This window comes from Streptomyces lincolnensis, assembly GCF_021173675.1.
In the GTDB taxonomy this organism is placed as follows: domain Bacteria; phylum Actinomycetota; class Actinomycetes; order Streptomycetales; family Streptomycetaceae; genus Streptomyces; species Streptomyces lincolnensis_B.
In genome coordinates this window covers 211,173-225,991 of sequence record NZ_JAIHON010000011.1, presented here as the reverse complement: position 1 = coordinate 225,991, position 14,819 = coordinate 211,173, and the positions used below count along the sequence as shown (strand labels likewise).

At 71.9% G+C, this 14,819-nt stretch carries 17 protein-coding genes; 13 read left to right on the top strand and 4 right to left on the bottom strand.

The genetic code is table 11. The features are described from left to right. Nucleotides 1-5: 5 nt before the first annotated feature. Nucleotides 6-641: an ATP-dependent Clp protease proteolytic subunit gene (locus K4B79_RS31860; RefSeq protein WP_232030767.1), complete on the bottom strand. Its 636-nt coding sequence runs from the start codon at nt 639-641 to the stop codon at nt 6-8. A 63-nt stretch (nt 642-704) separates the two neighbouring features. Between K4B79_RS31860 and K4B79_RS31855 the strand changes: the two genes are divergently transcribed. Then, nucleotides 705-983 carry a type II toxin-antitoxin system Phd/YefM family antitoxin gene (locus tag K4B79_RS31855; protein WP_232030766.1) on the top strand — a complete coding sequence of 93 codons (279 nt, stop codon included), beginning with the start codon at nt 705-707 and terminating at the stop codon, nt 981-983. A gap of 99 nt (nt 984-1,082) precedes the next feature. Here the strand turns inward: K4B79_RS31855 and K4B79_RS31850 are convergent, their stop codons facing one another. Continuing rightward, the gene (locus K4B79_RS31850) at nt 1,083-2,111 is read right to left on the bottom strand and encodes an ABC transporter permease (protein WP_232030765.1); all 1,029 of its coding nucleotides are present in this window, start codon (nt 2,109-2,111) and stop codon (nt 1,083-1,085) included. A 138-nt stretch (nt 2,112-2,249) separates the two neighbouring features. On the opposite strand from K4B79_RS31850, the gene K4B79_RS31845 reads away from it, so the two are divergent. The 12 genes from K4B79_RS31845 to K4B79_RS31790 all read left to right on the top strand — a co-directional run bounded on the left by K4B79_RS31845 (nt 2,250) and on the right by K4B79_RS31790 (nt 12,917). Further along, nucleotides 2,250-2,924, top strand: a complete 675-nt coding sequence (locus K4B79_RS31845; protein WP_232030764.1) for a TetR/AcrR family transcriptional regulator — start codon at nt 2,250-2,252, stop codon at nt 2,922-2,924. Between the two features lie 88 nt (nt 2,925-3,012). Further along, a complete protein-coding gene (locus tag K4B79_RS31840) occupies nt 3,013-3,315 on the top strand; it encodes an urease subunit gamma (RefSeq protein ID WP_037782101.1) in 303 nt (100 codons plus the stop codon). Nucleotides 3,316-3,326: 11 nt separating this feature from the next. Continuing rightward, entirely contained in the window at nt 3,327-3,638 is a 312-nt protein-coding gene (locus K4B79_RS31835; protein ID WP_232030763.1) for an urease subunit beta, read from the top strand. Beyond that, nucleotides 3,631-5,352, top strand: coding sequence for an urease subunit alpha (locus K4B79_RS31830; RefSeq protein WP_232030762.1), 1,722 nt, complete (start codon nt 3,631-3,633; stop codon nt 5,350-5,352). The genes K4B79_RS31835 and K4B79_RS31830 overlap by 8 nt, the downstream gene beginning before the upstream one ends. 14 nt (nt 5,353-5,366) lie before the next feature. After that, on the top strand, nt 5,367-6,041 hold the full coding sequence (locus K4B79_RS31825) for an urease accessory protein UreF (protein WP_232030761.1): 675 nt from the start codon (nt 5,367-5,369) through the stop codon (nt 6,039-6,041). 149 nt (nt 6,042-6,190) lie between these two features. After that, nucleotides 6,191-6,868, top strand: coding sequence for an urease accessory protein UreG (ureG, locus tag K4B79_RS31820; protein ID WP_232030760.1), 678 nt, complete (start codon nt 6,191-6,193; stop codon nt 6,866-6,868). Continuing rightward, on the top strand, nt 6,856-7,635 hold the full coding sequence (locus tag K4B79_RS31815; protein ID WP_232030759.1) for an urease accessory protein UreD: 780 nt from the start codon (nt 6,856-6,858) through the stop codon (nt 7,633-7,635). Before ureG ends, K4B79_RS31815 begins: the two co-directional genes overlap by 13 nt. 128 nt (nt 7,636-7,763) lie before the next feature. Next, nucleotides 7,764-9,365 (top strand): alpha/beta hydrolase, encoded by a 1,602-nt coding sequence (locus K4B79_RS31810; RefSeq protein ID WP_232030758.1) that lies wholly within the window; start codon nt 7,764-7,766, stop codon nt 9,363-9,365. A gap of 188 nt (nt 9,366-9,553) precedes the next feature. Further along, entirely contained in the window at nt 9,554-10,072 is a 519-nt protein-coding gene (locus K4B79_RS31805; protein WP_232030757.1) for a toxin-antitoxin system HicB family antitoxin, read from the top strand. Nucleotides 10,073-10,156: 84 nt separating this feature from the next. Further along, on the top strand, nt 10,157-10,999 hold the full coding sequence (locus K4B79_RS31800) for a DUF4097 family beta strand repeat-containing protein (RefSeq protein WP_232030756.1): 843 nt from the start codon (nt 10,157-10,159) through the stop codon (nt 10,997-10,999). 80 nt (nt 11,000-11,079) lie between these two features. Further along, nucleotides 11,080-12,129, top strand: a complete 1,050-nt coding sequence (locus tag K4B79_RS31795) for an ATP-binding cassette domain-containing protein (protein ID WP_232030755.1) — start codon at nt 11,080-11,082, stop codon at nt 12,127-12,129. After that, complete coding sequence (locus K4B79_RS31790; RefSeq protein WP_232030754.1) at nt 12,126-12,917, top strand: ABC transporter permease; 792 nt, start codon at nt 12,126-12,128, stop codon at nt 12,915-12,917. The genes K4B79_RS31795 and K4B79_RS31790 overlap by 4 nt, the downstream gene beginning before the upstream one ends. On the opposite strand, the gene K4B79_RS31785 is transcribed toward K4B79_RS31790, so the two are convergent. Together K4B79_RS31785 and K4B79_RS31780 are read right to left on the bottom strand one after the other, a co-directional pair. Next, entirely contained in the window at nt 12,898-13,932 is a 1,035-nt protein-coding gene (locus tag K4B79_RS31785; protein WP_374208531.1) for an NAD-dependent epimerase/dehydratase family protein, read from the bottom strand. The two genes, K4B79_RS31790 and K4B79_RS31785, sit on opposite strands and share 20 nt — an antisense overlap. A 74-nt stretch (nt 13,933-14,006) precedes the next feature. Next, nucleotides 14,007-14,732 carry a lysophospholipid acyltransferase family protein gene (locus K4B79_RS31780; RefSeq protein WP_232030752.1) on the bottom strand — a complete coding sequence of 242 codons (726 nt, stop codon included), beginning with the start codon at nt 14,730-14,732 and terminating at the stop codon, nt 14,007-14,009. Nucleotides 14,733-14,819: the final 87 nt, after the last annotated feature.

Sequence of the window (14,819 nt, the reverse complement as noted above, 5' to 3'; positions counted from 1 at the left end):
ACGGCTCACCTCGCGCCGGGCGCGGCGGAGGAGGCCTTGCGGCTCGGGATGATCCGGTCCGCGAGCCCGTACTCCAGCGCGCCCGGGGCGTCCAGGATCTTGTCCCGCTCGATGTCCGCGGTCACCTGCTCCCGGGTGCGACCGGTGTGCTGGACGAGCATCTCCTCCAGGCGGGTCCGCACCCGCGTCAACTCCTCGGCCTGGATCGCCAGATCGCTGGCCTGCCCCTGCACCGGGTCGGCCAGCGCGGGCTGGTGGATCACCACGCGGGCACCCGGCAGCAGATTCCGCTTGCCCGGGGCCCCCGCCGCCAGCAACACCGCGGCCGACGAGCCAGCCTGCCCGAGGCAGGTCGTCTCCACGTCGCACCGGACGTACTGCATCGTGTCGTAGATCGCCGACATCGCACTGAACGAGCCGCCGGGGGAGTTGATGTACAGCGCGATGTCCCGGTCGGGGTCCTGGTACTCGAGGTACATGAACTGGGCCATCACGTCGTTCGCCGAGACGTCGTCGATCGGCGTCCCGAGGAAGACGATCCGCTCCTCCAGCAGCTTCGAGTACGGATCCATCGACTTGGTCCCGTAGCTGGTGCGCTCGGTGAACTCGGGCAGGACGTAGCGGGCGGACGGTCGGGTCATGGGAACCCCTCCTTCGGCGTCTGTAAAAAATGTACAGGATGTACGTGACGTTAGAATGGGGGTATGGCCTACGAGATTCCGGTGACGCAAGCCAGGGCTGAACTCGCCGACCTGATCAACCGAGTGGTGTACGGCGGTGAGCGCGTCGTCGTGACGCGGCATGGAAAGCCCCTGGTGGCGCTGGTCTCCGCAGCCGATCTCGAACGGCTGGAGGAGCTTGCGGAACCCGCGGAGGAGCAGGTGATCAGCGCCGTCTCCACCGTCCGTGAGGCCGCGTCCGCTCCTCGCGAACAGCAGCGGTTCGGTATCGCGGCCCATCACCGCGGGCACGGGGCCTCCTAGAGCGCCCCGTGCGGCGCCCCTGACAGACGACAGGACCGTGCGCCCCCGTCCGCTACAGCGGGGGCGCACGGTCGGACCGGGGTGGTCGGCCGGCAGCAGTCAGCCGACGGTGGTCAGCTCCCGCCGGGACGCGGGCTCGGCGTCGCTCTTCGGGCGCTTGGCGAGCACCCCGCCGAGCAGTACGGCGCCCAGGCCGAGCGCCGCCCACCAGGTGAGCGTGAGAGCGGGCCCGGTCGCCGCGGCTCCGTCGAAGAACGACACCGAGCGCAGCAGCGTCGTCCCCGCGCCCGGCGGCAGCCACTGGCCGATGGCGCCGGCCGGCTCGGGCAGCATCTGCGGGGCGCTGGGTGCTCCGGAGAACGGGTTGCCGATCAGCATCACGGTGGCCGCCGCGATGCCGACCCCCGCGGTGCCGATCAGGGCGGCGAGCCCCGCGACCGCCGCACCGATGGCCAGCGTCGTCAGGCCGAACGTGCCGGCCTCGGCCCACCAGTCGCCCGTGAGGACCCCGAGCCAGCTGTGCGCGATGGCGGCGGTGGTCACGCCGACCAGGGCGGAGGCGCCGAGCAGCGCGATCGCGGCGCGCGGTCCGCGCAGCCCGAGCAGGGTCACCACCGCGCCCGCCGCGATGCCGGCGATGGCCAACGGCAGCAGGCTCGCGTTGAGCGCGGCACCCCGTGGGTCCCCCTCGGGCGCGGCCACGACGTCGACCGTCCTGACCTCGGTGCCCTCGGCGGCCGCCTGTTCCGCCACCGCCTGCTGGAGCAACTGCGCGACCACGGGGCTCGCGGCCGACGCGGTGAGCAGTTCGGGGCCCTGGGCGGTGACCACGACCGCGCCGTATACGGTCCGGTCCTCGATGGCCTCCCGGGCGGCCGCCTCGTCGGCGTAGCGGTGGACCTCGAACGCGCCCTCGCGCTGTTCGAGTTGCCGCTCCAGCTGTGTCACGGCCTGCGCGGGTCCGGCCACCCCCAGGGGCAGGTCGCGGGGCGCGGTGCGGGCGGCCGGCCAGGCGGAGGCCCACAGGGCGAGGGCGGCGAGCAGCGGGGCGAGCACCATCACGACGGCGAGGCGGCGCCCGTGGGGGAGTCGGCGTGGCTCGGGCTGTGTAGCGGATGCGGTGGACATGGGACTCCTCGGGGCTGTGGCGGACCTGGATCCAGGTCCGCGAGTCAAAAAGAAGGATCGTTCGTTTTAGGTGCGCCCTCACCGTCCCGCCGTCCGCGCGTCTTGTCAAGAAGGAATGTTCGTTTTAGTTTGTGGACCATGGCACGCGTATCCCAGGCACACCTCGACGCCCGCCGTCGGCAGATCCTCGACGCCGCCGCGCTCTGCTTCGCCCGCAACGGCTTCCACGCCACGTCGATGCAGGACGTCCTGAAGGAGGCCGATCTGTCGGCCGGGGCGGTGTACCGCTACTTCAGCGGCAAGGAGGAGCTGATCGCCGCGATCATCTCGGAGGTGCTCGGCGAGGTGAGCGGTGCCTTCGAGGAGGCGGCCCGGCAGAGCCCGCCACCGCGGCCCGACAGCCTCGTGGCCGCCGTCCTGAGCCGGGCCCTCGCCCTGCGGGCCAACCTCGTCGTCGACGGCGTCCCCGCCTTCCCGCGTCTGGTCGTGCAGGTGTGGTCGGAGATCCCGCGCAACCCCGAGCTGGCGGCCGTGCTGGGGGAGGGGTACGGCGCCGTCCGCGCGGCCTGGGGACGGATCGTGGCGGCCTACCAGGAGTCCGGGGTGATGCGCCCCGACATCGAGCCGGACCACGTGGCCCGCACGATGATCGCCGCCGTCGTCGGCTTCATCGCCCAGCAGGCCCTGTTCGGTCCCGCGCCGGTGGACGTCCTGCGGGACGGGCTGCGGGCGCTGATGAGCATGTCGCCCGGGGAGGTCGGCACGGGGGCGGTGGACGGCGCGGTTAACTTGGTTGAAACGCCATCCAACTAGCCTGCCCCTCCACGCCACCAGGGACTTTGCCCCGGGGCTGCGGAAACCGGACCCCGCACGGTCCGGAGCGAGGACTGTGAGGTGGGACGTGCAACTGACCCCGCACGAGCAAGAGAGGCTGCTCATCCACGTGGCGGCCGACGTGGCGGAGAAGCGCCGGGCCCGCGGGCTCAGGCTGAATCATCCCGAGGCGGTCGCCCTCATCACATCGCACATCCTCGAAGGCGCCCGTGACGGCCGGACCGTCGCGGAGCTGATGGCCTCCGGGCGCAAGCTGCTCACCAGGGACGACGTCATGGAGGGCATCCCCGAGATGATCCACGACGTCCAGGTCGAGGCGACCTTCCCGGACGGCACCAAGCTCGTCACCGTCCACGACCCGATCGTCTGAGAGGGGCCCCGATGATCCCCGGAGAGTTCCTCTTCGCCGACGACCCGATCGTGTACAACGAGGGCCTCGACGTCACCGCGCTGACCGTCCTCAACGCCGCCGACCGGCCCGTCCAGGTCGGCTCCCACTACCACTTCGCCGAGGCCAACCCCGGTCTGGACTTCGACCGTGCCGCCGCGCGCGGCAAGCGGCTCAACATCGCCGCCGGCACCGCCGTGCGCTTCGAGCCCGGGATCCCCGTCGACGTCGAACTCGTCCCGCTCGCCGGTGCCCGTGTGGTGCCCGGCCTGCGCGGGGAGACCGGAGGTGCCCTCGATGCCTGAGATCTCGCGTGCCGCGTACGCCGACCTGTTCGGCCCGACGACCGGCGACCGCATCCGGCTCGCCGACACCGATCTGCTCGTCGAGATCGAGGAGGATCGTTCCGGCGGCCCCGGTCTCGCCGGCGAGGAGGCCGTCTTCGGCGGCGGCAAGGTCATCCGCGAGTCCATGGGCCAGTCCCGTGCCACGCGCGCGGACGGCACCCCGGACACCGTGATCACCGGCGCGGTGATCATCGACCACTGGGGGATCGTCAAGGCCGACGTCGGCATCCGCGACGGCCGGATCACCGGCATCGGCAAGGCGGGCAACCCCGACACGATGAACGGGGTGCACCCGGACCTCGTCATCGGCCCCGAGACCGAGGTGATCGCGGGCAACGGGCGGATCCTCACCGCCGGCGCCGTCGACGCCCACGTCCACTTCATCTGCCCGCAGATCGCCGACGAGGCGCTGTCCGCCGGGGTCACCACCCTGGTCGGCGGCGGCACCGGACCCGCCGAGGGCTCCAAGGCGACCACGGTGACGCCCGGCCCCTGGCACCTGGCCCGGATGATGGAGGCGATGGAGCAGTACCCGCTCAACATCGGCTTCCTCGGCAAGGGCAACACCGTCTCGCACGAGGCGATGCTGTCGCAGATCCGCGGCGGCGCGCTCGGCCTGAAGCTGCACGAGGACTGGGGCTCGACCCCGGCCGTCATCGACGCCTCGCTGACCGTCGCCGACCGCACCGGCATCCAGGTCGCCATCCACACGGACACCCTGAACGAGGCGGGTTTCGTCGGCGACACGCTCGCGGCGATCGCCGGACGCGGCATCCACGCGTACCACACCGAGGGCGCGGGCGGCGGGCACGCGCCGGACATCATGACCGTGGTCTCCGAGCCGCACGTGCTGCCCAGCTCCACCAACCCGACGCGGCCCTACACCGTCAACACCGCCGAGGAACACCTCGACATGCTGATGGTGTGCCACCACCTGAACCCGGCGGTCCCGGAGGACCTCGCCTTCGCCGAGTCCCGGATCCGGCCCTCCACGATCGGCGCGGAGGACATCCTCCACGACCTGGGCGCGATCTCGATCATCTCCTCCGACGCCCAGGCCATGGGACGCGTGGGCGAGGTCGTGCTGCGCACCTGGCAGACCGCCCACGTCATGAAGCGGCGGCGCGGGGCACTGCCCGGCGACGGCCGCGCGGACAACCGCCGGGTGCGCCGGTACATCGCCAAGTACACGATCAACCCCGCCGTCGCCCAGGGCCTCGCCCACGAGATCGGCTCCGTCGAGTCCGGCAAGCTCGCCGACCTGGTGCTGTGGGAGCCCGCCTTCTTCGGCGTCAAGCCGCACCTGGTGATCAAGGGCGGGCAGATTGCCTACGCGCAGATGGGCGACGCCAACGCCTCCATCCCGACGCCGCAGCCGATCCTGCCGCGGCCGATGTACGGGGCGATCGGGCGGGCGCCCGCCGCCAACTCGTTCAACTTCGTGGCACCGCTCGCCATCGAGGACGGGCTGCCGGAGCGGCTCCAGCTCGGGAAGAGGTTCGTGGCGATCGAGTCGACCCGCGCGGTCACCAAGGCCGACATGCGCGAGAACGACGCGCGGCCCCGGGTCCAGGTCGACCCCGACAGCTTCGCCGTGCACATCGACGGGGAGCTCGTCGAGGCCACACCGGCCGCCGAACTGCCCATGGCCCAGCGGTACTTCCTCTTCTGATGGCGCGGTAGCCGATGTCACGAGCAGCACTTCTCGTCCTGGCCGACGGCCGCTTCCCCGCCGGAGGGCACGCGCACTCCGGCGGGGCCGAGGCCGCCGTCAAAGCCGGCCGGGTCACCGGCGCCGCGAGCCTGGAGGACTTCTGCCGGGGGCGGTTGCACACGGCGGGGCGGGTCGCCGCCGCGCTGGCCGCGGCGGCCGTACTCGGCGTGGATCCCGTGGAGTTGGACGCCGCCGCCGACGCGCGGACGCCGTCCCCCGCGCTGCGGACCGCCGCGCGCAAGCTCGGCCGGCAGCTGACGCGGGCCGCGCGGGCCACCTGGCCCTCGGACGAACTGGACGCCCTGGCACGGGAGTTCCCCAAGGGGGCGCATCAGCCGGTGGTGCTGGGGCTCACGGCCCGGGCGGCCGGGCTGGGGGCCGTGGACGCGGCCTACTGCGCGGCGTACGAGAGTGTGAGCGGGCCCGCGTCGGCGACGGTGCGGTTGCTCTCCCTCGACCCGTTCGAGGCGACCGGGGTGCTGGCGCGGCTGGCGCCGGAGCTGGATCGTGTCGCGGATCGGGCGGTGGAGGACGCGCGGTGTGTTGTCGACGAGGGGGCCGACGCGTTGCCCGCGGCGTCCGCGCCGCTGTTGGAGATCGGGGCGGAGGTGCATGCCGGCTGGGGCGTGCGGTTGTTCGCGTCCTAGTTTTTCTCGCCCCCGCCGCCCCTACCCGTCCCATCCCCAGGGCTGCCGCCCTCAGGGGGCTCCGCCCCCTGGACCCCCGTATCGGCCCTGAAGGGGCCTCGTCCTCAAACGCCGGACGGGCTGAAAACGCCAGACATGGAGGAGCCGTTATGCATCTCGACCACTCCCACGACGGGCCCGCCGCCGTCAGTGCCGACGCCCGCCGTGCCGACGGCTCGCGCAGGGCGCTGCGGATCGGGCTCGGGGGGCCCGTCGGGTCCGGGAAGACCGCGACCGTCGCCGCGCTGTGCCGGGCGCTGCGGGAGGAGTTGTCGTTGGCGGTCGTCACCAATGACATCTACACGCGGGAGGACGCCGAGTTCCTGCTGAGGGAGGCCGTGCTGCCGCCCGAGCGGATCACGGCCGTGGAGACGGGGGCCTGCCCGCACACGGCGATCCGGGACGACATCTCGGCGAACCTCGAAGCGGTGGAGGACCTGGAGGACGAGGTCGGGCCGCTGGACCTGATCCTCGTCGAGTCCGGTGGGGACAACCTGACCGCGACCTTCTCCAAGGGGCTGGTGGACGCGCAGATCTTCGTGATCGACGTGGCCGGCGGGGACGACATCCCGCGCAAGGGCGGCCCCGGGGTGACCACCGCCGACCTGCTCGTCGTCAACAAGACCGACCTCGCCCCGTACGTCGGCTCGGACCTCGGGCGGATGGCGGCCGACGCCAAGGCGCAGCGGGCCGAACTGCCCGTCGTCTTCCAGTCGCTCAGGAGCGAGCCCGGCGTGAGCGACGTGGCCGCGTGGGTGCGGACACGGCTCGCCGCGTGGACGGCGTGACGGAGGCCGTGGCCGTGGCGGGAGTACGGGCCACCGCGCGGATCCTCGCCCGCGACGACGGCAGGGGCGGCACGTCGCTGCCCGTCCTGGAGGGCGACGGACCGCTGGCCCTGCGCCGGACCCGGGGCAGCGGCGACGAGGCGCGGGTCATGCTGGTCGGCGCGATGAGCGGGCCGCTCGGCGGCGACCACTTCACCGTGCAGGCCGCCGTCGAGGCAGGGGCCCGCCTGCGTGTCGGCTCCGCCGCCGCCACCATCGCGCTGCCGGGACAGGCCAAGGGCGAGTCCCGCTACGACGTCCGCCTCACCGTCGCCGACGGCGGCGAACTGCACTGGCTGCCCGAGCAGTTGATCTCCGCGCGCGGCAGTGACCTGTACGCCACGACACGCGTCGATCTCGGTGCGACCTCCCGGCTCGTGCTGCGCGAGGAACAGGTGCTCGGGCGCGCGGGTGAGGATCCCGGGCGGCTCACCAGCCGGCTCGTCCTGCGGGTCGGCGGCCGGACCGTGCTCGACCAGGAACTGGCCTGCGGACCCGGGGCGCCGGGCGGCTGGGACGGCCCGGCGGTCCTCGCCGGCCACCGTGCCGTGGGCCAGCTCGTCGTCGTACGACCGGAGTTCGCGGCCGAGCCGGTCGCCGCCCGGGTGCTGGGAGAGGGTGCCGCGGTGGTCCCGCTGGCCGGCCCGGCGGCCCTCGTCACCGCCGTGGCGGCGGACGGGCTGCGGCTGCGCCGGGTGCTGGACGAGGCGCTCGGCCGGCTCCGCTAGGTCCGCCGAGCGGACGAGGGGTTCCGTTTATCGGATTGGCAAAGAAGGCCGACCACCCCTGGTCACAGGAACAGCACAGCCGGGAGGATCCCCGTACCAATCGAAACGATGTACGGGGAGGGGCCCTCTTGAGGGAGACAAGACCGAAGTGGCGGACGACGGCACTCGGTTCGGCCGGAGCACTCATCACGGCCACACTGATAGCCGGCGCCGTGGCAGCACCCACGGCGAGCGCCACCGGGGAGTCCCGAGGCGGCCAGGACCGTGAGGCGCGTGGTGTCGCGCTCGCCGCCGCCAAGGCCGCCAAGACCGGGATCGACTGGCAGGACTGCCCGGCCGACTGGGGCCTGGAGAAGCCGATCCAGTGCGGCTACGTCACCGTGCCGCTCGACTACGCCAAGCCCCACGGCAAGCAGATCAAGCTGGCCGTGGACCGCATCGGCAGCACCGGCACCAAGGAGGAGCGCCAGGGCGCGCTCATCTACAACCCCGGCGGACCGGGCGGCTCCGGTCTGCGCTTCCCGCGCCGCGTCACGACCAAGGCGCCGCTGTGGGTCAACACCTCCAAGGCGTACGACTTCGTGGGCTTCGACCCGCGCGGTGTCGGCAAGTCGGCGCCCATCTCCTGCATCGACCCGCAGGAGTTCGTCAAGGCGCCCAAGATGGACCCGGTGCCGGACTCCGAGGCCGACAAGCGCGCCCAGCGCAAGCTCGCCCGTGAGTACGCCGAGGGCTGCTACGAGCGCAGCGGCGAGATGCTGCCGCACATGACCACCCCGAACACCGCGCGCGACCTCGACGTCATCCGCGCCGCGCTCGGCGAGAAGAAGCTCAACTTCCTGGGCGTCTCCTACGGCACCTACCTCGGCGCGGTCTACGGCACGCTGTTCCCGGGCCACGTCCGCCGCATGATCGTCGACAGCGTCGTCAACCCGTCGCGGGAGAAGATCTGGTACGAGGCCAACCTCGACCAGGACGTCGCCTTCGAGACCCGCTGGCAGGACTGGCAGGACTGGGTCGCCAAGAACGACGCGACCTACCACCTCGGCGACACCCGCGCCGAAGTGCAGGCGAAGTGGCTGGAGCTGCGGGCCACCGCGAAGAAGAACCCCATCGGCGGGGTCGTCGGCCCGGCCGAACTGATCGGCTTCTTCCAGGGCGCTCCGTACTACGACTCCTCGTGGGCGCCCGTCGCCTCCGTGTTCAGCAAGTACTTCGCGGGCGACACCCAGGCCCTGGTCGACGCGGCCGCTCCCGACCTGTCGGACACCGCGGGCAACGCGTCCTCGGAGAACGGCAACGCCGTCTACACGGCCGTCGAGTGCACCGACGCCAAGTGGCCCACCAGCTGGCGCAAGTGGGACCGGGACAACACCAGGCTGCACCAGAGCCACCCGTTCCTGACCTGGGCCAACGCCTGGATGAACCTGCCCTGTGCCACCTGGCCGGTCAAGCAGCAGACCCCGGTCGACGTCAGGACCGGCAAGGGTCTTCCGGGCGTCCTCATCGTGCAGTCCGAGCGCGACGCCGCCACCCCGTACGGCGGCGCCGTCGAACTCCACAAGCGCTTCAAGGGCTCCCGTCTGATCACCGAGAAGAACGCGGGCTCCCACGGCGTGACCAACCTGGTCAACCCGTGCATCAACGAGCGGGTGGACACCTACCTGCTCACCGGCAAGCTGGACGGCCGCGACGTGACCTGCGCGCCGCACGCCACGCCGAAGCCGTGACGCGGTAGCACGCACGACGGAGAAGGGGGCGGCCCGTCGGCCGCCCCCTTCTCCGCATGGCACCACATGACGCCGAGTGGTGCCACATGGCGCTATGCCGCGCCAGATGGTGCCGTGCGGTGCCATCTGGCGTCAGGTGATGCCCTGCGGGCTTGCGTGTGGCGCCATAGTGATGCCATCATGGCGTCATGGATCTCACCCCGTATGTCGACACCCTCCGCCGTGAACTCGCGGTGGCCGCCGAAGCCGGTGGCGACGAAGCCCGGGAGCTGGCCGAGAGGCTCACCGCGCCGCTGGAGTCGGCGACCCGGCTGATCATGCTCAACGTGCTCTCCGCCGCGATGGACGAGGTCACCCGCGACCTCGCCCCCGGCTCGGTCGACGTACGGCTGCGCGGGCTCGACCCCGAGTTCGTGGTGGCGCTGCCGCCCACCGACGCGGGCGCCCCCGCGGAACCGGCCGCACCCGTCGAGCCGTTCAGGACACCGGCCCCGGCCGACGGCGACGAGGGCGGCACCGCCCGCGTCAACCTGCGGCTGCCGGCGCACCTCAAGGCCCGTGCCGAGGAGGCCGCGACCCGCGAGGGCCTGTCGGTCAACGCGTGGCTGGTGCGCGCCGTGTCCGCCGCGGTCGACGGCGGTGCGCAGCCGCGCCCGGCGGAGCGGACCCACACCGTCGGACAGAGCTTCACGGGCTGGGTGCGCTGACCGCGTCCCGCCCCCCATCGGACAACGCCCGCATCACGTCCCACCTGCGGGGACGCCCCAAGGACCCATGAGGACGGTACAGCCATGCCTGTTTTCGACACTCCCGAACCGATTTCGGTCAACGCCCATGTGGGCGCCGGTTCCATCCGGTTCACCGCGGCCGACCGCCTCGACACGGTCGTCGAGGTGCTGCCCCGCGACCCGAAGCGGGACAAGGACGTGCGGGCCGCCGAGCAGACCGAGGTCACCTACGCGAGCGGCGTCCTGACCGTGAGGACCAAGGAGCGGCGCATGATCGGGCCCTCCGGCCTCGCCGACGTGACGGTCGAACTGCCCACGGGCTCACACGTGGAGATGACCGGCGCCTGGGCCCAGGTGCTCAGCGAGGGCCGGCTCGGCGAGGTCCGGTTGAAGACCTCGACGGGTGATGTCCGCCTCGACGTGACCGGGCCGCTCCAGCTCACCGTCACCCACGGCTCGATCGTGGTCGACCGGGTCGAGGGCAGGGCCGAGATCACCACCAGCTCCGGCAACATGCGCATCGGCCTCGTCGACGGCCCGGCGGTCCTGAAGAACTCGCACGGCACCACGACGGTCGGCGCCGTGACCGGCGACCTGCGGGTGAGGGGCACCAACGGCGCCGTCGACATCGCGCGCGCCACGGCGTCGGTCACCGGCACCGCCACCAACGGCTCCCTGCGCGTCGGTGAAGTCTCCAGCGGTGACGTCCAGTTGGAGACCTCCAACGGGTCCATCGAGATCGGCATCCGCGAGGGCACCGCCGCCTGGCTCGACGTCAGCTCCAACCGGGGGCAGGTACGCAACGCGCTCGCCGCGTCCGAGGCCCCGGAGCACACCGAGGACACCGTCAAGGTCCGCGCCCGGGCCAACTGGGGCAACATCGACGTCCTCCGCGCGAAGTCCTGAACGCCGCGTCCCGACCGGCCCGTTCTCCAGCCCCGTCCCACTTCAGCCTTCGACACCTCAGCCTTCGATCGGAGGGCCCCATGCCTTCTTCTGTCATGCCCATGTTCATCCAGCGCGACGATCACCCGTCACCGGCTGCCATCTCCGCCGTCGGGTTGCGCAAGTCCTACGGCGACAAGACCGTCCTCGACGGCATCGACCTGGCCGTCCCGGAAGGCACGGTCTTCTCCCTGCTCGGCCCCAACGGGGCCGGCAAGACCACCGCCGTGAAGATCCTGTCCACGCTCATCACCGCCGACGGGGGACAGGCCCAGGTCGCCGGCCACGACCTGGCCGCCGACGCGCAGGCGGTGCGCGCCGCGATCGGTGTCACCGGGCAGTTCTCCGCCGTGGACGGGCTGATCACCGGCGAGGAGAACATGCTCCTGATGGCCGACCTGCATCATCTGTCCCGGCGGGCCGGGCGGCGCGTGGCGGCCGAGCTGCTGGAACGCTTCGACCTGACCGAGGCCGCGAGGAAGCCCGCCTCCACCTACTCCGGCGGTATGAAGCGGCGGCTGGACATCGCCATGACGCTGGTGGGTGATCCGCGGATCATCTTCCTCGACGAGCCGACCACCGGTCTGGACCCGCGTTCCCGGCACACCATGTGGGGGATCATCCGGGAGCTGGTCACCGGCGGGGTCTCGGTCTTCCTCACCACGCAGTATCTGGAGGAGGCCGACGAACTCGCCGACCGGATCGCCGTGCTGAACGACGGGAAGATCGCCGCCGAGGGCACGGCCGAGGAGCTCAAGCGGCTGATCCCGGGCGGGCATGTGCGGCTGCGGTTCACCGACCCGGCCGCCTACCGGGCCGCCGCCTCCGCCCTGGCGGCGGCCTCCCGGGACGACGAGGCCCTCGCCCTGCAGATCCCCAGCGACGGCAGCCAGCGCGAACTGCGCGCCCTCCTGGACTGGCTGGACGCCGCCGGCGTCGAGGCGGACGAACTGACCGTGCACACCCCCGACCTCGACGACGTCTTCTTCGCCCTGACCGGCCACACCGACCACGCCCCCGGCCAGACCCTCAGCGACACCGACCACACTCCCGGCCAGACCCCCGACCAGCCCAAGGAGACCATCCGATGAGCTCCCTCGCCCTCGCGGCCCGCGACTCCGCCACAATGCTGCGCCGCAACCTCCTGCACGCCCGCCGCTACCCCTCCCTCACCCTGAACCTGCTGCTCACACCGGTCATCCTGCTCCTGCTCTTCGTCTACATCTTCGGCGACGTGATGAGCGCCGGCCTCGGCAGCGGCGGCGCCGACCGGTCCGAGTACCTCACCTATCTCGTCCCGGGCCTCCTGATGCTGACCATCGGCGGCACCACGATCGGCAGCGCGGTCTCCGTCGCCATGGATATGACCGAGGGCATCATCGCCCGCTTCCGCACGATGGCCATCCACCGCGGATCGGTGCTCATCGGGCACGTCGTCGGCAGTGTGATCCAGTGCGTGATGAGCGTGGCGCTCGTCGGAGCCGTCGCCGTGGCCATCGGCTTCCGTTCCACCGACGCCACCGTCCTGGAGTGGCTCCTGGCCTTCGGGCTGCTGGCGCTCGTCTCCCTGGCGCTCACCTGGATCGCCGTCGGGATGGGCCTGGTCAGTCCCAACGCCGAGGCGGCCGGCAACAACGCGATGCCGCTGATGATCCTGCCGTTCCTGTCCAGCGCCTTCGTACCGGTCGACGCGATGCCGGGCTGGTTCCGGCCGATCGCCGAGTACCAGCCCTTCACCCCCGCCATCGAGACCCTGCGCGGCCTGCTGCTCGGCACCGGGATCGGCCACAACGGCTGGCTCGCCGTCGCCTGGTGCCTCGGCCTCGCGGTCCTCGGCTACTTCTGGTCGACGTCGAAGTTCAGCGCCGACCCGAGGTAGGGGGCGCGTCGAGGAACGCGTCCTCCGCCGCGTAGTCGAAGAGGTCGCCGTACACCTCGAACATCTTCGGGTACGCCTCGCGCCAGTCCCCTCCGCGCAGCCGGCCCTCGATCCACGCGACGGTCTCCGGCAGGCTCTCGGCGTACCGGGCCACGGGGCGGTAGCCCAGCTCCCGTTCGGCGGCCGACATGTCGCAGACCACCGGAACGGGCACCGACCAGGGGGTGTGGCCCACCGTCGGCGAGGGCGGCGGCCCGTCCACGATCACGCTCTCGGTCTCCACGCCCATGGCGGTGTCGATCGCGGCGGCGATCTCCGCCACCGTCGGGGCGTCCGGGTCGACGGCGTTGAGGGCCCGCGAGCCGGGACGGGCGGCGGCCAGCCGGACCAGCTCGGCGAGGTTGTGGACGTTCGCCGGGTGGAAGCGGCTCCCCCCGCCGTAGGGGAGGACACGTCGGGGGCGGCGGTCCAGGTTGCGCTTGACGAAGTACAGCTCGCGAGGGGTCTGGCAGTGCGGTCCGTGGATCGCCCCGGCCCGCAGGAGCGTGGTGGGCAACCGGTCGCCCGCGGCGAGGAGTTCGCGCTCCAGGCCCGCCTTGCGGGTGCTGTACGAGGTCTCGGCGGGCGTGACGGTCCGCTGGGCCTCCGTGATCGGGAGCGGGTACTCGGGGAAACCGCCCGGCTCGTCCTGGGTGTCGAAGTTCCGGCCCTTGTCGTCCTCGTAGACCGAGACGCTGGAGACCACCACGGCGGAGCCGACCCGGTCGGACAGCGCGAGCAGCTGCCGGGCGTGTTCCGGCCCGTAGGCGACCAGGTCCACCAGGACGTCGCAGCCGTCGCCGACCGCTTCCGTCAGGGCCGTGTCGTCCGCCCGGTCGGCCCGCGCGACCCGCACCCCCTCGGGCCAGCCGTCGTCCCGCCCACCGCCCCGCGAGACGGCCGTCACCTCCCAGCCGTCGCCGGCCAGGGCGCCCACGGCCGCCCGCCCGATCTGTCCCGTCGCTCCGATCACCACAGCGCGTCGTGTCATGACGCGACCGTACGACGGCCAACTCCCGTTCGGCCACGGGGTTCTGCCGTCGGCAGAGTTCAGCTCAGCGGCAGCCGCGGGAACCGGCGTTCCTTCTCCCTGCGCGCGGCGGCCTCCTCGGCCTTGACGACGGCCGCGTACTGGTCGACGTACTCCTGCTCGGACAGCTTGAGGATGGCGTACATGATCTCGTCGGTGATGGCGCGCAGGATGGCCTTCTCGTTCTCCATGCCGGCGTAGCGGGAGAAGTCCAGCGGCTTGCCGAAGCGGATCACCACGGGGTGGATGTTCGGGATGACCTTCCCCGGCGGCTGGGCCTCGAAGGTGCCGATCATCGCGCACGGGATCACCGGGACCTGGGCCCGCAGCGCCATCACCGCCACCCCGACCTTGCCCTTGTAGAGCCGCCCGTCGTGCGAGCGTGTCCCCTCGGGATAGATGCCCAGCAGCTCGTCCTTGCTCAGCACCCCGAGGCCCTCGCGGATCGCCGCCTGGCCCGCCTCCTTCCCGGAGCGGTCCACCGGGATCTGTCCCGCGCTGCGGAAGAAGAACGCCGTCAGCCGGCCCCTGATCCCGGGGCCGGTGAAGTACTCGGCCTTCGCCAGGAAGGTGATGCGGCGCTTGAGGACCGCGGGCATCAGGAAGTGGTCGGAGAAGGAGAGATGGTTGCCCGCGACGATGGCCGGCCCCGACTGCGGTATGTGTTCGAGGCCTTCGATCCGAGGCCGGAAGACCAGTCTCAGCAACGGCCCCAAAAGCACGTACTTGAGAAGGTAGTAGAACAAGAGGGGCGCTCCTCACTCGGGCGGATCGGCTCGACCGCCGCGTTCCAGCAGGTCAACCGGCACGTCGTGGGGCTGTCAGTGTAGGGC